The organism is Vibrio ostreae, assembly GCF_019226825.1.
GTDB classification, from domain to species: Bacteria; Pseudomonadota; Gammaproteobacteria; order Enterobacterales; family Vibrionaceae; genus Vibrio; species Vibrio ostreae.
This window is the reverse complement of record NZ_CP076642.1, coordinates 288,552-311,612: the sequence shown is the minus strand read 5'-3', so window position 1 is coordinate 311,612 and position 23,061 is coordinate 288,552. Positions and strand designations below refer to the sequence as shown.

General features: G+C 50.9%; 21 protein-coding genes and 1 pseudogene. 12 read left to right on the top strand and 10 right to left on the bottom strand.

The window, feature by feature from the left end; all coding sequences use genetic code 11:
• Positions 1-2: 2 nt before the first annotated feature.
• The 6 genes from vxrB to KNV97_RS01405 form a co-directional block, all read right to left on the bottom strand.
• Positions 3-662, bottom strand: coding sequence for a response regulator transcription factor VxrB (gene vxrB / locus KNV97_RS01430; protein ID WP_136485779.1), 660 nt, complete (start codon positions 660-662; stop codon positions 3-5).
• Entirely contained in the window at positions 637-2,112 is a 1,476-nt protein-coding gene (vxrA, locus tag KNV97_RS01425; protein WP_218561928.1) for a sensor histidine kinase VxrA, read from the bottom strand. Before vxrA ends, vxrB begins: the two co-directional genes overlap by 26 nt.
• A 148-nt stretch (positions 2,113-2,260) precedes the next feature.
• The gene (gene pntB, locus KNV97_RS01420) at positions 2,261-3,637 is read right to left on the bottom strand and encodes a Re/Si-specific NAD(P)(+) transhydrogenase subunit beta (protein WP_218561927.1); all 1,377 of its coding nucleotides are present in this window, start codon (positions 3,635-3,637) and stop codon (positions 2,261-2,263) included.
• An 11-nt stretch (positions 3,638-3,648) separates the two neighbouring features.
• Complete coding sequence (locus KNV97_RS01415) at positions 3,649-5,196, bottom strand: Re/Si-specific NAD(P)(+) transhydrogenase subunit alpha (protein ID WP_218561926.1); 1,548 nt, start codon at positions 5,194-5,196, stop codon at positions 3,649-3,651.
• A gap of 294 nt (positions 5,197-5,490) precedes the next feature.
• Entirely contained in the window at positions 5,491-5,769 is a 279-nt protein-coding gene (locus KNV97_RS01410; protein WP_136485787.1) for an HlyU family transcriptional regulator, read from the bottom strand.
• A 144-nt stretch (positions 5,770-5,913) separates the two neighbouring features.
• Positions 5,914-6,285, bottom strand: a complete 372-nt coding sequence (locus tag KNV97_RS01405; RefSeq protein ID WP_136485789.1) for a late competence development ComFB family protein — start codon at positions 6,283-6,285, stop codon at positions 5,914-5,916.
• Positions 6,286-6,511: 226 nt separating this feature from the next.
• On the opposite strand from KNV97_RS01405, the gene KNV97_RS01400 reads away from it, so the two are divergent.
• A complete protein-coding gene (locus tag KNV97_RS01400) occupies positions 6,512-7,768 on the top strand; it encodes a GGDEF domain-containing protein (RefSeq protein WP_136485792.1) in 1,257 nt (418 codons plus the stop codon).
• Here KNV97_RS01400 and KNV97_RS01395 read toward each other — a convergent pair.
• Entirely contained in the window at positions 7,759-8,709 is a 951-nt protein-coding gene (locus tag KNV97_RS01395) for a Solitary outer membrane autotransporter beta-barrel domain (RefSeq protein ID WP_218561925.1), read from the bottom strand. The two genes, KNV97_RS01400 and KNV97_RS01395, sit on opposite strands and share 10 nt — an antisense overlap.
• Before the next feature lie 258 nt (positions 8,710-8,967).
• On the opposite strand from KNV97_RS01395, the gene KNV97_RS01390 reads away from it, so the two are divergent.
• Positions 8,968-10,416, top strand: coding sequence for a sensor domain-containing diguanylate cyclase (locus KNV97_RS01390; RefSeq protein WP_218561924.1), 1,449 nt, complete (start codon positions 8,968-8,970; stop codon positions 10,414-10,416).
• A 163-nt stretch (positions 10,417-10,579) separates the two neighbouring features.
• On the opposite strand, the pseudogene KNV97_RS01385 reads toward KNV97_RS01390, so the two are convergent.
• A pseudogene (locus KNV97_RS01385) lies at positions 10,580-11,442 on the bottom strand (DUF5718 family protein).
• A 20-nt stretch (positions 11,443-11,462) separates the two neighbouring features.
• Positions 11,463-12,104: a TetR/AcrR family transcriptional regulator gene (locus KNV97_RS01380; protein WP_136485798.1), complete on the bottom strand. Its 642-nt coding sequence runs from the start codon at positions 12,102-12,104 to the stop codon at positions 11,463-11,465.
• 533 nt (positions 12,105-12,637) lie between these two features.
• Between KNV97_RS01380 and KNV97_RS01375 the strand changes: the two genes are divergently transcribed.
• The 10 genes from KNV97_RS01375 to KNV97_RS01330 all read left to right on the top strand — a co-directional run bounded on the left by KNV97_RS01375 (position 12,638) and on the right by KNV97_RS01330 (position 21,679).
• Entirely contained in the window at positions 12,638-12,859 is a 222-nt protein-coding gene (locus tag KNV97_RS01375; RefSeq protein WP_256611757.1) for a hypothetical protein, read from the top strand.
• Positions 12,860-12,959: 100 nt separating this feature from the next.
• Entirely contained in the window at positions 12,960-14,435 is a 1,476-nt protein-coding gene (xdhA, locus tag KNV97_RS01370) for a xanthine dehydrogenase small subunit (protein WP_218561923.1), read from the top strand.
• Complete coding sequence (gene xdhB, locus KNV97_RS01365) at positions 14,428-16,911, top strand: xanthine dehydrogenase molybdopterin binding subunit (protein WP_218561922.1); 2,484 nt, start codon at positions 14,428-14,430, stop codon at positions 16,909-16,911. Before xdhA ends, xdhB begins: the two co-directional genes overlap by 8 nt.
• Positions 16,895-17,776, top strand: coding sequence for a xanthine dehydrogenase accessory protein XdhC (gene xdhC, locus KNV97_RS01360; RefSeq protein WP_218561921.1), 882 nt, complete (start codon positions 16,895-16,897; stop codon positions 17,774-17,776). The genes xdhB and xdhC overlap by 17 nt, the downstream gene beginning before the upstream one ends.
• Positions 17,773-18,282 carry a 2-oxo-4-hydroxy-4-carboxy-5-ureidoimidazoline decarboxylase gene (locus KNV97_RS01355; protein WP_218561920.1) on the top strand — a complete coding sequence of 170 codons (510 nt, stop codon included), beginning with the start codon at positions 17,773-17,775 and terminating at the stop codon, positions 18,280-18,282. The genes xdhC and KNV97_RS01355 overlap by 4 nt, the downstream gene beginning before the upstream one ends.
• A complete protein-coding gene (gene uraH, locus KNV97_RS01350) occupies positions 18,279-18,626 on the top strand; it encodes a hydroxyisourate hydrolase (RefSeq protein WP_136485808.1) in 348 nt (115 codons plus the stop codon). The genes KNV97_RS01355 and uraH overlap by 4 nt, the downstream gene beginning before the upstream one ends.
• A 1-nt stretch (position 18,627) precedes the next feature.
• On the top strand, positions 18,628-19,938 hold the full coding sequence (gene guaD, locus KNV97_RS01345; RefSeq protein WP_136485810.1) for a guanine deaminase: 1,311 nt from the start codon (positions 18,628-18,630) through the stop codon (positions 19,936-19,938).
• 3 nt (positions 19,939-19,941) lie between these two features.
• Complete coding sequence (locus KNV97_RS01340) at positions 19,942-20,136, top strand: urate hydroxylase PuuD (RefSeq protein WP_218561919.1); 195 nt, start codon at positions 19,942-19,944, stop codon at positions 20,134-20,136.
• Entirely contained in the window at positions 20,070-21,191 is a 1,122-nt protein-coding gene (locus tag KNV97_RS01335; protein WP_218561918.1) for a urate hydroxylase PuuD, read from the top strand. The genes KNV97_RS01340 and KNV97_RS01335 overlap by 67 nt, the downstream gene beginning before the upstream one ends.
• A 209-nt stretch (positions 21,192-21,400) precedes the next feature.
• Positions 21,401-21,679, top strand: a complete 279-nt coding sequence (locus KNV97_RS01330) for an EF-hand domain-containing protein (protein WP_136485813.1) — start codon at positions 21,401-21,403, stop codon at positions 21,677-21,679.
• A gap of 142 nt (positions 21,680-21,821) precedes the next feature.
• On the opposite strand, the gene KNV97_RS01325 is transcribed toward KNV97_RS01330, so the two are convergent.
• Positions 21,822-23,036, bottom strand: a complete 1,215-nt coding sequence (locus KNV97_RS01325; RefSeq protein ID WP_240798186.1) for an allantoate amidohydrolase — start codon at positions 23,034-23,036, stop codon at positions 21,822-21,824.
• Positions 23,037-23,061: the final 25 nt, after the last annotated feature.

Genomic DNA, 23,061 nt, shown 5'->3' with positions numbered 1-23,061 from the left:
TGTTATGCTTTCATTTTATATCCGACGCCGCGTAGCGTCTCGATATCCAGGCCAGGTAGTTTCTGACGCAGCTGCAGTACGTGTGTATCCACGGTACGAGTCGTTGGAAAATGGTTGTAGCCCCAAACGTGGTCAAGCAGTTCATCACGAGTGAACACCCGGCCCAGGTTGCTGGCCAAAAACAGCAGCAGATCAAACTCAGTACGTGTCAGAGTCACAGACTCACCGTTAAAAAACACTTCACGCGTTGCTTTATCGATGATCAGATTGTCAGTCACAACTTTGCTGTCATCCATCTCATCGTTATCCGGCAGGCGAAGCTGCGCACGAACGCGGGCAAACAGTTCTGCTTCAGCAAACGGTTTAGTCAGGTAGTCATTCGCACCTGCATCCAGACCGGTTACTTTGTCTTTCACTGTGACCAGTGCGGTCAGAAGAATAACAGGAATATCTTTAATTTCTTTCCAGCCGGCAAGATGCTGAACTGAGTCACCATCCGGAAGCTGTCGATCGAGAATAACCAAATCGGCTTGATCCCAATACTGCTTTACCGCAGCGATCGTTTCTGCATGTAAACAGTCATATCCTGCTTGCTCCAGACTGACCAACAGGCCGTCAGCGAGGTTTTTGTCATCTTCAACAAGAAGCAATGTCTGTTTCACAGGGTATCTCCAATATAAATGTGGTCGGTGGTCCAACGAGGTTCATTGTTCCCCCCATTCTTCCGACCATCGATTCTACTATAGTTAAACCAAGTCCTAAGCCACTTTTACTGACGAAAGGCTTGCGTAAATGACGCCAATCCTTATTGGTGAGCGTTCCCTGGTCCTTAACCTTAATGGTCACAGCATCCGCTCGGGTGATGACTTCCAGCGTCACCGGTGCAACGCCATACTTTACCGCGTTGCGTATTAAATTGTCGACACATGTACCAAGCCAGTACACATTCAGCTTAGCAGCAATGTCCTGGTTGATGATCAGTTCTACCGGTTCGGCGAACTCTTCCTCAACCTTAAATCTTAACCATTCTTCTACGGATGGAACCCAGTCTGTCGCTAGCGGTTTATTATCCGATTGCAGATAATCTTTACTTGCTTCAGCGAGTTGGCGTAAACGACGTGAATCTTCACACAGGCGACGAAACTCATCGTATACAGACTCCGGTAAATGTTCGAATTCACGTCGGAAGCCTTCCACCGTCAAGGACAAACTGGCGATTGGGGTACGCAGTTCGTGAGTCAGGATTTGCAGAATCAACATACGGCTCTTCATATCCTGACGCTTTGAATTCCATCGGTAAACCGACCAACCCATCACCAGCAGGATGTTGGCTATGACCAACACCACCATACTTATACGTAACAGGTCAGAATGGTCCTCAATATTCCAACAGATATTACCACGCTGCACAAAACAGGTGTTTTCCGGTGACGCTATGCTGAAAGAGAGTCCGGCCTTGTCGGCGTTTTCGTTCCAGGTATCGTCATCAAAGACATAGTATTCGTCACCTTTACGCAGCCAAAGTTCCCCATCATCACCAAACATAACGGCGCCGGCAATCAATGCCGAGATGGTGTCTTCGCTCATACTCTGCAAACGGCCCAGTAACGTACCAGCTGCCGCTTTCGGGCGCTCCTGGATATGCATGTATTGAGTCAGCTTGTTCATCAGTTCAGGATGCACTTCTGCATACCGTGACGCATAAGTACCGCCACCAGGATGAATCAATGCACTGCGCCCGAACCAGCGCAATGGTAATTGGGTGCCTTTACACAGTGCCCGGGTAAAGACCAAAGGTTCCGTCACTAAAGGGTTGAGTGGCAGTTTACCTGAGCACGTTCTAGCTAGCTGATACAGCTGCTGGATGTCCCGGATTGGATACGATGATGTTTGCGGCAGCATCGTATCCGGTGTCAGTAACCGGGTTGGATAGTCATTCTGTATTGCACGTATATCGTAAGATACCACCGCGGATTTATAGTCAAACAGCGATATAAACAGATCGATACGCTCAGGTAACGAATCTGCATAAGTCGCTGAGGAGAAAAAAATCCCCAGTAACGCTATGGTATTTAGTATCGCTTTAATCAATTTGAATCTTCGGTAGATCATAGGTTTACAAAACTATATCGTATTATCCGAAAAAGATACATTTACCGTGTTATATTGTTGTCAATAATGCATAGATCACAAACAAAGAAGCCAGCTAAATGCTGGCTTCTCAATTAAATGCGGGATTTTTCCCCGTATGCTGAACGGTTTACAGTGCGCGGGAAATCGCGTCAACGCTCTCTTTTGCGTCACCAAACAACATATGTGTGTTGTCTTTGAAGAACAGCGGATTTTGCACACCGGCGTAACCTGTGTTCATTGAGCGTTTGAATACAATGACGTTTTTCGCATTCCAGACTTCCAGTACCGGCATGCCGGCAATCGGACTGTTCGGATCTTCTTGGGCCGCCGGGTTAACTGTATCGTTAGCACCGATAACCAGTACGGTGTCGGTGTCGCTGAAATCATCGTTGATTTCATCCATTTCCAACACGATGTCATACGGTACTTTGGCTTCTGCCAGCAGTACGTTCATATGACCAGGCAGACGACCCGCAACCGGGTGAATACCAAAGCGAACTTCAACACCCAGTGCGCGCAGTTTTTCGGTAATCTCATGCACCGGATACTGAGCCTGAGCCACCGCCATACCGTACCCCGGTGTGATGATGACTGAGGTTGAGTTTTTCAACATATCCGCCACATCTTCAGCGTTGATTTCCCGGTGCTCACCCTGCTCTTCATCACTGCTGATCACCACATCCTGACCAAAGCCTCCTGCAATGACGCTGATGAACGAGCGGTTCATTGCTTTACACATGATGTAAGACAGAATCGCACCGGAAGAGCCAACCAGGGCACCGGTCACGATCAACAGGTCGTTGGCCAGCATGAAACCTGCCGCGGCTGCCGCCCAACCGGAGTAGGAGTTCAGCATAGAAACCACAACCGGCATATCCGCACCACCGATCGACGCCACCAGATGGTAACCAAATGCAAACGCGATCAGTGTCATCACGATCAGCGCAAACATACTGCCATCAGCATTAACAAACTGAACCATCAGCAGCGCGGAGATAACCACCGCCGCCAGGTTAAGCTTATGTTTGTGCGGCAGGTTGAGCGGAGATGACTTGATCAGGCCACGCAGTTTACCAAATGCAACGATAGAACCGGTAAACGTCACCGCACCGATGAATACACCAAGGAACACTTCAACCAGGTGAATCACATGCTCGGCGTGCGTTGCCGCTTCAGGCGCATCCAGGTAGCTGTTATAGCCAACCAGTACTGCCGCCAAACCTACGAAGCTGTGCAGAATCGCAACCAACTCCGGCATTTCGGTCATTTCCACTTTTTTCGCAAAGTGGATACCGATCGCCCCACCAATCAGCATCGCTATGATGATCCAGACGAAACCTTCTGAACCCGGGCTGAAAATAGTCGCCAACAGCGCTATCGTCATCCCCGCGATACCATAATAGTTACCGTTTTTGGCCGATTCCTGTTTAGACAGCCCGGCCAGACTTAAAATGAAAAACAGAGCAGCAACAATGTAGGCCGCCTGTACTAATCCTGCAGACATTGTGTACTCCCTTAGTTTTTACGAAACATTTCAAGCATACGTTTGGTCACGGTAAAGCCACCAAAGATGTTGATGCTGGCAATTAATACCGCGATAAACGCGAGGAAGGTAACGACTCCGTTACCCTGGCCGATTTGCAGCAGTGCCCCCACCACGATGATGCCTGAAATCGCGTTAGTGACCGACATCAGCGGGGTATGCAAAGCATGGGTCACGTTCCATACCACGTAGTAACCCACCACACATGCCAGAACGAAGACCGTAAAGTGACCCAGGAATGCAGCCGGAGCAACAGAAGCAATCCAGGCAAATACTCCCACGCCAATCACCAGACCAGCCAGCTTTTTCACCGGAGAGACTGGCTCGGGCGCTTTTTTCTCAGCCTTAGGCTGCGCTTTCGGTTTTTGTTGTGGTTGTGCTGAGACTTGAATTGGCGGGGCCGGCCAGGTGATTTTACCGTCTTTGACCACGGTCACGCCACGCACGACCACATCTTCAAAATCGATATTGATGTTGCCGTCTTTTTCTTTACACAACAGCTTCAGCAAGTTAACCAGGTTGGTCGCAAACAGTTGGGAAGATTGAGTAGGCAGACGACCGACCATGTCGGTGTAGCCAATCACTTTGACGCCATTCGGAGTAACAAACACCTGATCTTTGACCGTATATTCACAGTTACCGCCGTTTGCGGCCGCCAGATCGACAATCACACTGCCCGGTTTCATGCTGTCGACCATCTCTTTGGTGACCAGTTTTGGCGCAGGTTTGCCCGGGATCAGCGCAGTGGTAATAATGATGTCGACATCTTTCGCCTGAGCCGCATACAGTTCAGCCGCTTTACGGTTGAAATCATCCGACATCTCTTTGGCGTAACCGTCACCTGAGCCTGAGTTTTCCTGATAATCGACTTCCAGAAACTCAGCACCCATTGACTGAACCTGCTCTTTTACTTCAGGTCGCACGTCGAAGGCGCGCACGATAGCGCCCAGGCTACCTGCCGCACCGATGGCTGCCAAGCCCGCCACACCGGCACCGGCGACGAATACTTTCGCTGGCGGCACTTTACCCGCCGCAGTGATCTGACCGGTAAAGAAACGGCCGAATTCATGCGCCGCTTCTACCACCGCACGATAACCGGCGATATTGGCCATTGAAGAGAGAGCGTCTAATGCTTGAGCGCGAGAAATACGCGGTACGCAATCCATCGCCATAACATTGATGCTTTTCACGGTCAGTTTTTCCATCAGCTCTGCATTTTGTGCAGGCCAGATAAAGCTGACCAGTGTAGCGCCTTCCTTAAGCAAAGCAATTTCATCGACATTGTCGTCGCTAAGCGGTGCATTGACTTTAAGGATAATGTCCGATTGCCAGGCTTCATCTTTAGTCACTACTTTTGCACCGGCAGCTTCGAATGCAGCATCTTCAAAACTTGCCAATTCCCCTGCGTGAGATTCAACGACAACCTCAAAACCTAGCTTGATTAACTGTTCAACCGACGAAGGTGAAGCAGCAACTCGCGTTTCCCCGGCGAGTATTTCCTTTGGTACACCAATTTGCATAGCTTATCCTTGACTATTGGCACAATGAATATTCTTTTTTTATCTAACGACTGACCTAACTTCAAGCTATTTGTTATATAAATACAAAGTGTTATTTCATATAACGTCAGGTATTAAAAAGATGTGATTAACTCTACACCGATAGCAACTTCACCGACAACATGGCAGAGGCGCAACCAGTATAAGCATATCCATCTGTAAACTGGAATTTGCAATGTGCTCAAAAAACAAAAGAGCCACCAGCATATCGACTAATGGCTCTTTTATTTATGATTTTTGTCAATGACTTGAGGGTTAGGAGAAGATATTACCGCTCATTTGATCGATGAACATCTGCGCTTTTTTCAGCATCAGTTCTTTCGCATCTTCTTTACTTGGCAGAACATCGGAACGAATGAAGCGATGGGTTTTCAGTTCACCGTCTATTTCTTTGGTAATCCGACCGGCAATACGATACTGGCCGCCTTCCGCCTGTGGCTCCTGATAAATAAGAAAGCCTTTGTATTCGACAGGCTGGACAACTTCAATTTGGTTCTCTGACTTACCGCCAAACAAACGAGAAAACAATCCCACAATGACTCCTTTGGCTCATGTATTTTGTGATTGATATCGGGGCGAATGAAACACAAGCTCAGACGCAACACAGCTTTGCGGCTCATAGCGGTAATGGCCGACCAGTCTTAATTACCGACTAGCCTTAATTACCTGGCACCCGGCTTAAACATCCGGTTTCGGATGACGCAGAATCGGCTTTTCATACCATTCCAGTTCTGCGTCTTCGTCAAAATGGGTCTGCGTCATCACTACCGGTACATCATCACGGTTTTTACGGCGATCATCAAGGATCATTGATTCAGCAGCTTCGACAGCGGTCTCGGCCCGTTTTTTCAGCGTCAGCAAACGGGTTTCCGGCAACGCAGCGAGAAAGTCAATATCGTGGCGGATATAAATCGGCCTGATTTGGCTCAAAGCCAGGCAGGCCAGGTCAGCCAGTTGTTCTTGAGAATATTGCCGTATGTAATGCTCTTCTGCCAAAACATGGCCCACCAGCACTTCCATATAGTTGTGCACATCAACACTGATTTGCATGTTTCCACTCCTGATCATGAACAATCGTCGCCAAAACGTCCTGATTAATGATTTTCAACTTAACGCGCCTTGTTAAAACACACAAGCACTGCTGATAATTTCGCCTTTAATCTATGCCTTACGCTCGGTTTACGAGATAAGTTTAGCAAAAAGCTTGGAAAATCATTAAATAGAAGTATGCTAACGATCATAATAATTTTTAAACTATCAATAGTCACCTTGTAGCATGACATCGAGTTTAGTTAACTCTTATTGGTTTCGCTTTTTCTTTCCAATCGCATTGCTGTGCGCCCTGTGGCTGGGAATGAACAACGTTATTTTGCTCACCCGCGCCAACTTTGGTATCGCGGGCAGCTTGCCCTACGTGTTATTCATCACCGCCATCGCTATTGCGCAGCTATTCAAACAAAGCCGGATCGGCATGATCGCCAGTGCGATGATGCTTGGTTATTGGATCATCCAGACTCGTTTGCAAACCTCTCTCGATCACGGTTCTGCGCTACTGGAACTCTCCTTGCTGGCCACCCTGCTGCCTGTTGCGTGCCTGCTGGCGTATACCTTCAAGAATACCGGATTAGTCAGTCGTGGCTTTACGCTTTATCTGGCGATATTAGTCATGTTTTTAGGCTGGAGCAGCCTGATCATAACCCAGTATCAAGCTGGAGAATTTAGTCTGGGCGGTGGTGATGGCATCTTGTTTGCCTTGCCGGGCATTTCAAAGCTGCCGTTTATTGTCGTTCTCTATCTTTTGGCACTGACCGGCCTGACCGGAATCTTCGTGCTGACCCGTAACCACCTGATGGACGTGGTTATCTATAGCTCGATCCTACTCGCCAGCAATACCTTTATCTTTTTCCAGGTTCAATTTGTCTCCTGCACCATGTTTTCTCTGGCAGGAATTCTGCTGATCCTGCATCTGCTGTCCGCTAGTCATGAGATGGCGTTTATTGATCGTCTGACTCAACTTCCCGGTCGTCAGGCGCTTGATCTCGATATTCGGCACCTGCGCGGCAATTTTGCTGTCGCGATGATCGATGTGGACCACTTCAAAAAGTTCAATGACACCTATGGGCACGATACTGGCGATGATGTGCTGAAACTGGTTGCCAGTCGCCTGAGTTTAATTCAGAACAAAGCACGAGTATATCGTTACGGCGGCGAGGAGTTTACCGTGGTGTTCAAAGGCAAAAGAGCCCGCGATGCGATGGAGTATCTGGAATTATTGCGCTCCGATATTGCCCAGTATGATTTAGTAGTGCGAAATCTGACTGCTCGCCCGAAAGATGATAAAGACGGCGCAAAACACCGCAAAGGCGCAAAGAGTCAATCCGTCAATGTCACAGTGAGTATTGGCGTGTGTCACAGTGCACAGCAATCCGACCCGTTTGCAGCATTAAAGCTGGCCGACAACGCTCTGTATAAAGCCAAACAATCGGGGCGTAATTGCGTTAAAAGCGCCGAGCCAAAGGTGCATCACTCCTGATTAAAGAACAGAACAATACTGCCGCCTTTAAACGCACTGCCGTAATTAAGCGAAAGACCAACGCCGACATTGTCTATCCAGTCAGTGTCAAAAGGCGGTGTCATCAGCCAACCGAAGGTTGTTTCGTAATAAACCGGTGTCCCCAGTGGATGCCTGATATCTCCGCCGACATCCACACGCCGCAAGCTGGCATAGACGGATTGCACCGAGGGTCCCAGTTGCGAAAAGTCATACACCCCGGTGATGCTGTTGGCACCGTACCATCCTTCCGGATTACCGACATCTCCCTGGTTGGCCTGCCCCCATCCAAAACCGTAAAAATAATGCCAGGCAGAGCTGATATACCAGTGGCCCCAACTTTGCCGCGATTCATATTTCACTCTCACCTGAGGCTCTAAAACCGATGCCCAAGCGCTGGTGTTAAACAGTAAATCATCCAGATAAGGTTGCAACATCCGTCCGGTCGGACTGTGGTAATCGACATGGTTTTCGTAATGCATCAGATGATGTCCAAGACCGGGTTCCAGCGACCAGTGTTGGTCAAACCGGTGCTTAATCCGGTAAGCGGCATAAAAATCAATCACTGTCTGATGAAAATCATCAGCAGGCTCGTCCTGATTAAAGCGCAGGGTTTCATCACTGATCATACCGGATAAGCGCAGCATGACACTATGTTGATCAACCGCATCTTCGTCACTCAACTCCATCCTATACGGCAGCGCAGCAATGGCATAGGTCTTGCGGTTATCTAACGATCCCTCGGTTCCCCAGTTCTCATTCTCAGTATTGAGAATTTCATTTGGGTTAAAATCGCTGATACCAACGCTGAATACGTCACTGTCGCTGAGTACAATACTGGCAGCAAAGTTATTCTCTAGAAATTTTTCCAATTCGGGATAACCGGCATAGGCGGTAACAACATTGGTAAAAAAAAGTACCATATAGTAGGTAACGTAATGCGACAACGCGCGGCTCGGACATGCATGCCTCTTTTTTAACGGGATATGGATAAACTACACCACACGTGGTGAATTGAATAGTAGTACCCAACAAATGACACTGAAACCGGGATGTGGTCACTTATTTCGCAGTACCATCAGCTCACAATGGTGTAATGTTAATTGTGGAAATACACAATAAGATTAATTATGAAAACAAATAACAAGAGCAACAGATTACGATGAAGCCCAGGAGGATATTTGGCTGTTAATCAAGAGGCACTGGCCAAGTTTGGCCCTCTGGTTCGTACCGGTTGGATTCGTCCTTTAATCGTGGCACTGATCTGGCTGTTATTGTGGAGAGCCGCTTCACTGATGGAATATGAACCGCATGCCAGCATCTGGTTTCCACCGGCCGGTGTCACTTTCGCTATTTTCCTGGTGTTGGGCTGGTCTTATCTGCCGGTATTGATCGTCTGTTGTATTGGCTCCACATTTTGGGAAAACAGTCTTTACCAGGCACAGCAGTCAGCGTCGACCCTTATCTCGACTGGCTTATTGTTTGCCGCCATTCACAGCTGTTCCTATTGGGTCGGAGCCACCATACTGAAACGGTCCAGTGAGCGCAGCGGCTATCTGAAGGTTCCGCACCTGATCCTGATTTTCCTTCTGGTCGCCGTATTATCATCAATACTGGCTGCGCTTGGCGGTTCCGCTGCACTCGCACTGACCGGCATTATCTCAAACAACGAAATTGCGTCGTTGTGGGTACCCTGGTGGATTGGCGATTTAATTGGTGTTGTGGTCGTTACACCGATTATCGTGACACTGCTTGGCGGCATTTATCCGGAAGAAGGTCGCTGGCTGACTCAGTATTTTAAACCGCTGATCACCAATGCACCGCTAGGACAATTTCTGCTTAAGCTCGCAACTTCCATGGTCATGTTAACTGTGATTAGCCTGCTGGTTGCCTACTATCCGTCCTCGCATATTGTGTTTACGGTTTTCTTCCTCGGTATCGCCCAGATGTGGATTGTCTTTACCGAAACGGCCACGCGCTCTTTTCTTAGTCTCGCTCTGCTCAGCACCCTGACTGCACTATTGATCGCCTGGCTGGGATTATCCGAGAAAGCCATGGTCTACCAATTCACTATCTATCTGCTGGCGGCAAACACCTACTTTGGCTTATGGGTACCGCATATTCTGGTCGATAATCAGAAACTGCGCCGTTTATCCGAGCAGGACATGTTGACAGAAGTGGAAAGCCGCGGCTATTTCATTCGTAACGCTAAAGAGGAAATCGTACGCGCCAAACGCTACAACCAACCCATTTCTTTGCTGCTGTTTGATGTCGATAATTTCAAAGCGATCAATGATACCTATGGCCACAGCGTCGGTGACAAGGTGTTAACCCATATCGCACGCTTAGTGGATGAAACCATCCGGGCATCCGATAAAGTCGGCCGCTTTGGCGGCGATGAATTTATGGTGTTACTACCGGGTGATGACGAACAGCAAGCTTTGCTGCTGGCAGAACGCCTGCGCCACGTTGTTGCCTGCGCAGATTTCGATGAGCTTGATTACCCTGTCACCTGCAGTTTTGGTATCGCCGAAGTGCACGAGAACGATACGTTCAGCAGCGCATTTGAGCAGGCGGATAACTGTTTGCTGGAAGCCAAACGTGCCGGACGCAACCAGGTTAATGCCTGAGTCACAAGTTAAGCTTAAACCGGAACCGTACAAATATTCTGAGCACTCACGACCTGTCCCCTGAAAACAAACAAGGAGCCTCGATGGCCCCTTGTTACGTGTCGTTGGCTTTACCTGCCAATCATCATCAGATCGTTGCCATCATCCACTGACTGCCATCACATCAGCTCCATGCCTGACAAGTCTGACGCAAGACGATTTGATTTTGCGCCAGCTCTTCAAACTGCCCGCTCTCAATCAGATCTGCAATCTGCTCTGCATCGATGCGGGTTGCATCGTAAAGCACTGCACACAACTCATCGCCATCCAGCAACTGATGCTGCTCGCCATATTCAGTGTAACGTGACGAGCCCAATGAAATGATCATACGTTCTGGATAACCGGCTTCAGCAACCAGTTGACGCAGGTCATGCAGTGCACCTTGATCTCGCTGGGTATTAAACTGACTCATTACCCAGGTAATCAGCTTTTCATAACTGTAGCTGTAGTCTGACAACGAAACGTCTTTACAGCAGGATGCCCATTGACCATCACGATGGTGGAAACTGCAGAAGCGATATTTATCGAGATTGTCGAGTGCGCCAAAACGCTCAAGCGGCCACACTTTTTCGCAATCCCTTTCGAGGCCTGGCCCCAGTTCTTTTTCTCAGCCAGCTTCGTCACTTTGGCGTTGCGGTACGTAACGTCATTGAGCAGAGTCATCGACTCCGGCTCGATACCTATCACCGAATCACCCAGATATTTGATCCGGGCCACCAAAGCAATTTCCGGTTCCATCTGCACTTTGGCAGACGGTTCTTGTGGCAGACGCACCGTATCAAATGAATACGGATTGACCGTCAGGTAGGCTTCGGAAGCGCCGGAGACATAAAATGGGAAAATAGCCTGAGGGCTGCTTGCGTCGATCTGGCCTTGTAAACCATTGGCTTCACCCGTTTGCTGCAGGTGGCCGGCAAAATTTCCTGCGATACCGACCCCAAATAACGGGACTTTCTTATTATTTTTCGGGCTCAATCTGTCCTCCATGAACCTGATGTGTTAATGAGTTACACTGTCACTTGCAACCCGCGTAATACCATGCCGACCAAAAACTCCTGCGCCTGCTCAAACTCTTGCTCAGTCATAGGTGCGCCTTTAATCAACTGAATTTCCGTATCAAAATCGGCATAAAACTGGGTTGCGCCCCAAATCAGAAACAGCAGGTGCAGCGGCTGAATCGGACGAATTAATCCCTGTTTTATCCATGCTTCAATGATGGTCGCCTTACCGGCTGCCCAGTTGACCATCGGGAATTGAATCGCATCAGCAATCACCGGTGCGCCCTGAATGATCTCCTGGGCAAAAATTTTCGATTCCTGCGGATGCGTGCGGCTGTATTGCATTTTCCCGACAATATAATTTCGCAAAACCGTTTCCGGAGGCAAGCTGGCCGCCTCGGCTGAAAACCCATCGTTCCACATGGTGAGAATTTCTTGCAGCAGAGCCTTATACAGCCCTGTTTTAGATTTGAAATAATACAGGATATTCGCTTTGGGTAAATTCACCCGGTCGGCAATCGCTTGTACCGAGGTCCCTTTATAACCATGTTTTACGAATTCATCGGCCGCAGCCTGCAAGATCATTTCCTGATTACGACGTCGGATCTCGCCTGAAATAGATCGTTTTTTCTGTCCCTGTTCCGTATCCAAACCGGCTCCTTATTCATGTGCCTTTTGGTGTAATGCTATGTGACAACGGCGCTGGCCAAAGACAACGACCTCAGTTGCCTCAAACAGCGTATGCCTGAATAGCTAAATTAAGTAACGCTTGGCTACCACTTGTCAAGTGCTGCGCGCCAATCCCGCCCTATATCCCTGTTTTAGAACAAATGCACTGCATTAGTACAGTCGGACTGCCCGTCATATCTGGTATCACTTGTCTGCCCAGCATGATTCTGTTCTGCTTTAGAAAGCGCACCGACATGGTGCAATTGCATACCGCACAGCACTCATTTGGATCAAAACAGTTCAGCGTCCGGTAAAACCGCGCACAGTATCAACATTCAGAACTTGCCGTTATCCCTTATCATTAAAGGGATGAACTGGAAACGAAAAATAATTTTTCAAAATCCAACCACTTGGTCAGGTTTTTGCTTTATCTCAACTTGGATGAGGTGCACATAGAGCAATCTCGCTCGTGACACTGCGCGTCTGCACCCATACTAAAACCAAAAGAGGATTTATTGCAGATCGTCTCTATCAATCCTAATCTTCCAGAAGAGAGCAATAAAGTGATTGAGAGCACCGAACAGAAGATCAAATCCGGAGAAATCGTTCCGTTTACCGGCCTAATGAAGGACAAACAGGGCAAAGAGGTAATCGCAGCGGGTCATTGGTTGACTGACCAAGAACTGGCCGCAGTCAACTGGTACGTTGAAGGTATCGACGCCAAGATTCCAAATTAATTCAACTCAGGCTCGCGTTTCCGGTGGGATTCGGTTCGCGAGCTGTTTTTTGGTTATTAAGTTGACCATTTGGACAAGTTTTAGCAACACAGAGGAAGTTATGTTAGAGCTCATGATTAACAGCGAAGTCGTCAAAGTAGCGTCGGTACAAGCCGATACCATGCTGCTGAATTACCTGCGCGAAGAAAAGCAAATGACAGGCTCTAAAGAGGGTTGTGCCAGCGGCGATTGCGGCGCTTGCACCGTGGTGATGGTGGATCTCGATGACAATCAGAGAATGCGCTATCGCCAGATCAACGCCTGTATTACCCCCATTCATGCACTGCACGGTAAACAAATCATCACCGTGGAGCACCTGAAACAACACGACCAACTGCATCCGGTTCAGCAAATGGTGGTCGATCGTCACGGCTCACAATGCGGTTTTTGCACGCCTGGTATCGTGATGTCGCTGTATGCGCTCTCTAAACAGGAGCAGCCGCCGCACAATCCGAGTGATTTTCTCGCCGGTAACCTGTGCCGCTGCACCGGCTACGGCCCGCTGATTGATGCCGCCAACGCCATTGCCGAGTCTCACATTGACGATCCGCTCAGTCATAACGATGCTGCGGTAAGAACCTGGCTCCATTCAGTCGAATCCGGTAGCGAAGCGTTAAAACTAAATAGCGAAGCGTTAAAACTAGGTAACGAAGCGTTAAAACTGGCCAGCGAAACGGGTTACGCCCGTCCGAAAAACCGGACCGAGCTGGCCGCGGCTATCGCTGCCATGCCGGACGCCAAACTGATTGCCGGTGGCACTGACCTGGCACTGGAAGTCACCCAGCAACACCATCAGCTCAAGCAACTGATCGATCTGTCACAGGTTGATGACCTGCTGACCATCACCCCGACTGACACCGGCTGGCGTATCGGTGCCGCTGTACCGATGAACCAAGTACATGCCTTTTTCAAGCAGCACTACCCGAGTGCCGATGAGGTGATTGAACGTCTCGGCAGCCTGACGATACGTAACCGTGCCACTTTGGGTGGCAGCCTGGGCCACGCGTCCCCGATTGGTGATATCGCCCCGCTGCTGATCAGCCTGCATGGCGAGATTGAAGTCGATGACGGCAAGCACCAAACCCGCTTTGCACCGGAGGCGTACATCACCGGCTATCGTCAGACCGCATTGAAAGCCAACCAATGGATCAGCGCCATTCACCTGCCCCATATGGCCGACAACGAGCGTCATGCGATCTACAAAATCAGCAAACGCTATGAAGACGATATCGCCACCGTCACGCTCGGTCTTAACATGACGTTTGATGAGCAACAAACCGTGACCGGGTGCATCATTTCCGCCGGCGGCGTTGCCGCCAAATCGGTACGCCTGAGTGAGCTGGAAGCGCTGTTTATTGGTCACCCGCTTTCCCAGTCAGTGGTAAAGAAAGCCCAGGACAAAGTGCCTGAGGTGATTCAGCCACTCAGCGACGTGCGCGGCAGCGCGGCGTACCGGGTAAAACTGGTACAAAACCTGCTGCAACGTTTTTATCTCGAGTCCCGACATATCGAAACAAGGCTGGTGCAAGATGCGTAAATTAACTTCTGTTACCACCAACCACACGGCCAGTCCGTCCGTGAAAGCCGATCCGTCAGCGAAAGTCAGTCCAACGGCGACGGTTAGTCAACCGGTAAAACCGGTCAGCCAGGATACAACTGCCAGCCACTCGGTGGTTGGTCACTCATACAAACACGAGAGCGCGAAGAAACAGGTGGCTGGTGAAGCCCTGTTCGTCGATGACTACGTCATACCGCGTGGCTGTCTGCATGCTGCCGTGGTGACCAGTACCATTGCCAAGGGTAAAGTGAAACAGTTGGATCTCTCCGCCGTCTCAGCCGCACCGGGTGTGGTTAAGGTCTTGACCGATGAGAGTATTCCCGGTGAGAAAGACATCGGCACGATTTTAAAAGGCGATCCGCTGCTGACCATTCATAACGAAGTGCGTTATTTCGGTCAGCCGCTGGCCTTGGTACTGGCCACCAGTCATGAACTGGCGTGGCGGGCGGCGCGTTTAGCGCAAATAGAGTACGAAAAAAGTGACACCGTCACCCTAACCCATGCTCAGGCATGCCAAAACCCACCGCTGTTACCAACTCACCAGATGGGTCAGGTGGTCGCCCAGGATGTGTTTAATCAGGCGCCAGTGCATCTCAGTGGCGATATTCACGTTGGCGGCCAGGAACACTTCTATCTCGAAGGTCAGGTCAGTCTGGCTGAACTGACCGAAGATGGCGGGATTTTCCTGCGCACTTCTACCCAAAATCCCACCGAAGTGCAGAAACTGATCGCCGAAGTACTCGCCATCGATTTTAACCGCGTTACGATCGATATGCGCCGCATGGGCGGCGGTTTTGGCGGTAAAGAGAGCCAGGCGGCGCAATGGGCTTGTCTGGCGGCGCTTGGCGCCCATCACACCAAACGAGCAGTGAAAATTCGTCTGCCGCGCAGCATTGATATGACCGCAACCGGAAAACGCCATCCGTTTTATAACCGCTACCAGTTAGCAGCGGATGCCGAAGGCAGACTCATCGCCGCTAATATGGAAGTGAATGGTCTGTGCGGCCACTCCGCCGATCTCTCGGATGCGATTGTCGACCGGGCGATGTTTCACGCCGATAACGCCTACGCCCTTGGTAAGGCTTGTGTCATTGGTCACCGCCTGCAAACTGACATGGTCTCGCATACGGCCTTTCGTGGCTTTGGCGGCCCGCAAGGTATGATGGTAGTAGAAAAAGCATTGCAGGCGCTGGCGCTCAGAGTCGGCAAAGATGCGCTCGATGTGCGCTATACCAACCTTTACAGTGCCGCTCAGCACACCACACCTTACGGTATGGACGTTGAGCAGCATGCCGAGATGCGTGACATCATGCAGCAGCTGGAAAGCAGCAGTGACTACCGCAAACGCCGTGCGGCGATTACACAGTGGAACCAGACCCATCCGGTGCTGAAAAAAGGCCTGGCACTGACGCCGGTCAAGTTTGGTATCTCGTTTACCGCAACGCACCTTAACCAGGCCGGTGCGCTGATCCATGTTTACACCGACGGCACGCTGCAGGTTTCTCACGGCGGTACCGAAATGGGTCAGGGTCTGCATACCAAAGTCCAACAAATTGTGGCGCAGACCTTCGGAATTGAGATAGACAACGTACTGGTGACATCGACCCGGACCGATAAAGTACCGAATACTTCACCAACCGCCGCTTCATCAGGAGCCGACCTGAACGGCATGGCCGCGCACAATGCCGCCATGATCATTAAACAGCGTCTGCTCGAGTTTGCCTGTCAGCATTTTCAGGTCGAACATGCCGACATCATCCAAGGCAAACTGATCGGTATCGAATCGTCACCATTATATGAGCACCCTATTGCCTGGGCAGAGCTGATTCAGATGGCGTACCTGAACCGCGTGTCGCTATCTGCGACCGGATTCTATCAGACACCGAAAATCGGCTATGACCGCAAAACTGCCTCCGGCCGACCATTTTTCTATTTCGCGCTCGGCGCCGCCTGCTCTGAAGTGACTATCGATACCTTAACCGGTGAAATGCGCGTTGATCGCGTCGATATCCTGCACGATGTCGGCAACAGCCTTAACCCGGCTATCGATCGTGGCCAGATTGAAGGCGCGTTTATTCAGGGCCTCGGATGGCTAACCACCGAAGAGCTGGTCTGGGGTGAAGACGGCCGTCTGCTCAGCAACAGTCCGATGAATTACAAGATCCCGACCATCGGTGATTACCCGAAACAGATGCACATCGATCTGTATGACAAAGCGAACCCGGAGCACAGTATTTATCGCTCCAAGGCTGTGGGCGAACCGCCGTTTATGCATGCCATCAGTGTGTGGTGCGCGGTTTACGATGCGGTTGCGTCACTGAGCGGCTATCGCTGTGAGCCACTGCTGCACGCTCCGGCAACCGGTGAAGCGATTCTCACTGCCTGTGAGCATCAACTGCAGTGGCTGAATGAACACAACGCAGCGGAGGACAGTGCCGATGTCGCCAACGAATAACACGTTCTTATCCAGCCCAGACCTCAACTGGCTGAGTGCCTGTCAGCAACTTGAACAGCAGGGCGAAGCGTATTGCATCGCGACCGTAGTCGCCTATGTCGGTTCAGTACCAAGAGCCAGCGGTGCCAAAATGGTGATTACCCGCCACAGCCAGTTTGACACTTTAGGTGGCGGTAATCTGGAATATCAGGTGATTGCGAAAGCGCGTGACAGCCTGAGCACGCATCGCAGCGAACTGATGATCGAGCGCTTTAGCCTTGCCGCGGACCTTAGTCAGTGCTGCGGCGGTGCGGTGCAGGTGATGTTTGAGTTCTTCCACACCTGCACACCGCAAGTGGTGATTTTTGGTGCCGGCCATGTGTGCCAGGCGCTGACCAGCGTACTGGCAGAGTTACCGTGTCACGTAAAAGTGATCGACAGCCGCAGCGAGTGGCTTGAACCACTGCAAAACAAAGGTATTGAAACTGAACTTGCACCGGCTCCGATTGAATGTATCGCGACCCTGCGCGACAACGCTTATGTGCTGATCCTGACTCAGGATCACGCACTGGATTATGACCTGACGCTGCGCGCGCTCGAGCAGCAGCGCTTTGCCTATGTCGGCCTGATTGGATCGCAGGGCAAACGTCAGCGCTTTGAATTTCGCCTCAAAGAGAATCTCAGTCACCCGCAGCTGATTGAGCAGCTTACCTGCCCGATTGGTGTTCCGGATGTGCAGGGCAAACTGCCGATGCAGGTCGCGGTCTCGGTGGCGGCGCAGCTGATACAGAAATTTGCACAACACACCGCCACTGAGCCAGCGGGCGAAGCGCAGTGGAAGCAAGTCAATAGCGCCCGGCAGCAATTAAAGGAGAAGCATGAATGAGTTCAGAAGTGCCGGCTATCGGTTTAAACGGACCTATCGATCTGGACGACCAGCAACTGGCCAGGATTTGTACCAGCCAACGCTGGCAGCAGTATATGAAACAAGCGATGCCGGTGGCCGGTGGCCAGGATTTACTCCGGGCAGCAGAACACGCCTTCGGGCAACTGGAAGAAGCAGACTGGCTGGAAGCGTTTGCCGGCCACCCGATGATCGGCGATCTCGCCAGCCTGGAGAAGAAATACGCACAGGGCAAAGCACTGAGCGAACAGGAGCAAGGTCAGGTCAAACAAGCCTCAGCCGAGGTATTGCAGGAACTGCTGACGCTCAATCAGCACTATCGCGACAAGTTTGGCTTTATCTTCATCGTGTGTGCCAGCAACAAGAGCGCCGACGAGATGCTGGGCCTGCTCAAAGCGCGCATTGACCGTTCGCGCGCGCAAGAGCTGCAACAGGCAGCCACAGAACAACAAAAAATCAGTCATATCAGAATGGAAGTATATTTATGAAGCAACTCAGTTGTCATGTGCTTGATACCGCTAACGGCAGGCCGGCTGCCGGTATTGCCGTCAAACTTTTTACTTTGCAGAGCCCATCAGGCAACGATTCATTCCACCTGGAGTGTCTTGCTGAAGGTGTCACCGACCAGGATGGTCGCGCCAGATTCGGTGATGTCAGCCTGATAGCACAAAATTACACCCTGCGTTTTATGGTTGCGCCTTACTGCCAAGAACAATTCGGTCAGGCTTTCTTCCCGTTCATCGACGTCAATTTCACTGTCAGTGATGAACGCAACCACCATATTCCTCTGCTGCTGTCACCCTTCTCTTATTCCAGCTATCGAGGAAGTTAATATGTCGATTGCGGTACATCGCGGCCGTTTGCTGCACTTTCCAGAGGTGACATTGTCACCAAAAGATCATTACCATTACTGGGAAGATGGCGTTCTGGTGGTAGAAAACGGCCGGATTCGACATGTCGGTGACGCGGCGCAGTTTTTCTCTGTTTCCGCCAATAAAGCCTTGTTGATTCAGGGCAACGTGACTGAGCATCGCGGCCTGTTAATTCCGGGCATGATCGATGCGCACGTGCATTACCCGCAGGTCGAAATGATTGCCAGTTATGGCAAGCAACTGCTGGACTGGCTCAACAGCTACACTTTCCCGGCAGAGCTGCGCTACAGTGACGCGCTCTATGCCACAGTGCAGGCTGACTTTTTTTTGCAGCAGCTGTTTGCGCACGGCACCACCACAGCCAGCGTATTTGCCACCGTGCACCCACAGTCAGTGGATGCCTTTTTTGATGCGGCACAGAAATATGATGCGCGCATGGTGTGCGGCAAGGTTCTGATGGATCGCTTCAGCCCGGACGAACTGCAGGACACGCCGGACTCAGGCTACCGCGACAGCAAGGCTCTGATTGAACGCTGGCACAAACAAGGCCGCGCTTTATATGCGATTACACCACGTTTTGCACCGACCAGCAGCCCGGAACAACTCGCCAAAGCAGGTCAGCTGGCCAAAGAGCACCCGGACACCTTCATTCAGACGCACCTGAGTGAGAATCTCAATGAGGTCGCCTGGGTCAAAGATCTGTACCCGGACAGTGACGATTATCTCGATGTCTATCAGCGCAATAACTTGGTGCGGGAACGGGCTTTGTTCGGTCATGCAATCCATCTTAGTGCGCGCGAGCAACAAGCCCTGGCCAAAAGCGGCGCAGCGGTAGCGTTCTGCCCGTCATCAAATCTGTTTCTCGGCAGCGGGTTACTGCCTTATGAGCAGCTCAAACAGGCGCATATTCCGGTTGCCATCGCCAGTGATGTCGGCGCAGGCACCAGCCTGAGTCTGCTGAAAAACCAGAGTGATGCTTACAAGATTTGTCAGCTGCAAGGCTATAGCCTGGATGCGTTTGAATCTTTATACCTCTGTACACAGGGAGCCGCCGCGGCCATGGGGCTCGAACACCTGATTGGCAACTTTAATATCGGCACTGAAGCCGATTTTGTCGAACTCGATCTTGCTGCATTCCCGATGCTCAAGCAGCGTTTTCTGCGTTGCAATGATTTAGCCGAGCAGCTTTTCGCCCTGATGACCCTGGGCGACGAGCGTACGATCGAGCGAACTTATGTTCATGGAAAATTAGTCTATCAAAAGGATATATAACTTATGTGGCCTCAACTGTACGAATGGTTAGCACTGTTTATCAAATGGTTTCATGTCATCTGCGGTATCGCATGGATTGGCGCCAGCTTTTATTTCACCTGGCTGGATAACAGCCTGGAAACCCCACCCAAATGGAAAAAGACAAAGGCATCAAAGGTGACCTGTGGGCCGTACACGGTGGCGGCTTTTATGAAGTAGCTAAGTACCAGGTCGGCCCGGAAAAAATGCCGGAAAAACTGCACTGGTTTAAATGGGAAGCCTATACCACCTGGCTGACCGGCTCAGCCCTGCTTATCTGGATGTATTACTTCAACGCTCAGGCCTATCTGATTGACCCGCGTGTGATGGAGCTGACCTCGCTGCAGGCGGTCGGTCTGGGTGTCGGCGGCGTTATGCTTGGTGTGGTGGTGTATGAAATTCTGATGCGCTCACCACTGAGCCGCAACACCGTCTTGTTTAGTGGCGCAGTTGTACTATTCGGCGCCCTGTTCTTCTATGGCTTTACTCATCTGTTCAGCGGCCGCGGTGCCTTTATTCATATGGGCGCGCTAATTGGCTCGATCATGGTCAACAATGTGTTCCATAAGATCATTCCTGGTCAGCGTAAAATGGTGGCCCAGGTGGCTGCCGGTGAGCCGGTCGATCCGGCGCCGGGCCTGGAAGGCAAGCGCCGCTCGATTCACAACAACTACTTCACCCTGCCGGTGATCTTTCTGATGATCAGTAATCACTACCCGATGATTTACCAGCACGCCAACAGCTGGCTGATCGGTCTGCTGATCATGGTGATCAGTGCCTACATTCGTCACTACTTTAACCTGAAACATACCGGCCAGCAAAAGCCAGCGGTCATGTTTATCGGCGCCGCTGCCATGTTCCTGCTGGCTGTGGCGATCAGCTGGCAAACGACAGCGCAGATGCAAGCCAAGAAAGAGCTGGCGCAGCACAATGCCGCCCAGCCTGCCGCCGCTCAACCAACAGCTCAGTTAGTCGGTCTGAATGAAGATCAGCATATCGCGCAGCAGATCATCAAAGATCGTTGTAGCCAGTGTCATAGTTCCGCACCGACCGACGACGTGTTCAAGGTTGCACCAAGCGGAGCGGTGTTCGATAACTGGCAGGATATTGAACGTTGGAAAGCACGCATTCTGGCCCGCGCGGTGGAAAGTGCCGACATGCCGTTCCTGAATAAAACAGACATGACAGACACCGAACGTCAGTTGTTAAAGCAGGCATTAACTCAAACCCATTAACCGCGGTTAATTAAATCTGAGCTTATAATAAAAGTTGCGTTCCCCCCAACGCACTCAAGCCACCAGTGGCTCCGCTGGTGGCTTTTTTATCTTCAGTCGCCTATTCCGGCATGGTTTTTTTAACCCTTTGTAAAGTAATGTAAAAGCCCGAACCACTTCATGATTAGACGCTCCAATGCTGCGTCAATTCAATCACCAAGAGGTTACCAATGAAATACAGATCACTCTCGCTGGCAGTAAGTTGCACACTGCTTACTTCTTACTCGTTCGCCCAGCCAGGGCCATCCGGCGATCACGATATGGGGCGACCACCTTCCTTTGCAGAACTAGACAACAATGGTGATGGCATACTGACCCAGGATGAACTGCAAGGGCCGATGCAGCGTGATTTCTCACAAATGGACAGTAATGGCGATGGCGAAGTGACTGAACCGGAACTTGACAGCTTTATGCGCAGCCACAAGCCACCGCAAAAACCACAGGACTGATTTAATATTGGCTCTGAGGTATTGATTCTCAGGAGCCTCAAATCACCGCACCTTAAGGCCTAATTTAAAGGGACAGTAAAAAGCCCGGCTCAACGGGCCGGGCTTGAATTACAAAATTGAGTCAGGACAAACCGAAACACTATCAGACAAAGCTTTTCAGCATCTCGATAAAACAGTGTAAGCCCACTGCGACATCTGACGGGGTCACCTGCTCGCGCGGGTTGTGGCTGATGCCCTTCTCGCAGCGGATAAACAGCATGCCGACATCGGTCATGGTGGCCATTGCCAGTGCATCATGACCGGCGCCACTGGGCAAAAAACGCGGTTTCGTCTGAGTGACCGTTTCCACCACTGAGGCCCACTTTTGCTGCAGTGATTCATGACACGGCACGGCTGCCGCTTGATAGATGTTCTGCGAACTGAATTTCAGGCCGCGTTTATCGGCGATCTTATTCAGCAGAGCCAGAAGCTGGGTGGTACACGCTTCCAGCGTGTCCTGCGATAAGCTGCGAATATCAATGGTAAAGCGGGTTTCACCCGGAATCACATTGACTGCGCCTGGCAGTACTTCACACTTACCGACCGTCGCTACAATGCCTTTATCGGCGGCGAATTTCTCGATGTAAGTGATCATCTCAGCGGTCCCGCACAGGGCATCATTGCGCAGATTGACCGGAACCGTACCGGCATGACCGGCCATCCCTTTAACACCACACTCAAAACGTTTTGCCCCGGCAATACCGGTAACAACACCGACCGCGAGATCTTCGGCTTCCAGCACCGGGCCCTGCTCAATATGCGCTTCCAGGTAAGCCAGCGTCTCTTCAGCGCGGCGCGCATCGCGACCCGCTTGTTCCGGATCCAGACCAAATGTACGCATCGCCTCCGCCATACTGATGCCGTCAGCATCTTTCACATCCAGCCAGGCCGGATTAAAACAGCCCGCTACACCACTTGAACCAATCAGCGTGGTATTAAAACGGGTGCCTTCTTCGTCAGCAAAAGCGACCACATCAATATGAAACGGAAACTCCTGCTCAGACAAAGCCGCCAGGGCTTCAATTGCCATGATGACACCCAGATTGCCATCATACTTACCGGCATTACGCACCGTATCACTGTGCGAACCCAGAATCAGGGTTGGCTGAGTCGGGTTCAACGACACCTTACGTCCCCACTGGTTACCGACACTGTCTTGCCAGGTTTCGAGACCGGCTTGCTGCATCCACACAGCCAGTTGATCATGGGCCAGACGGTGCTCAGGCGTGAGGTAAGCCCGGGTCACTTGCCCGGGCGTTTCGGTAAACGAGCCAAGCACGTCGGCTTGTTCCATCAAGCGCTTTGCACGATCTTCCATTGTGATTCCATTCATCGTCGCCATT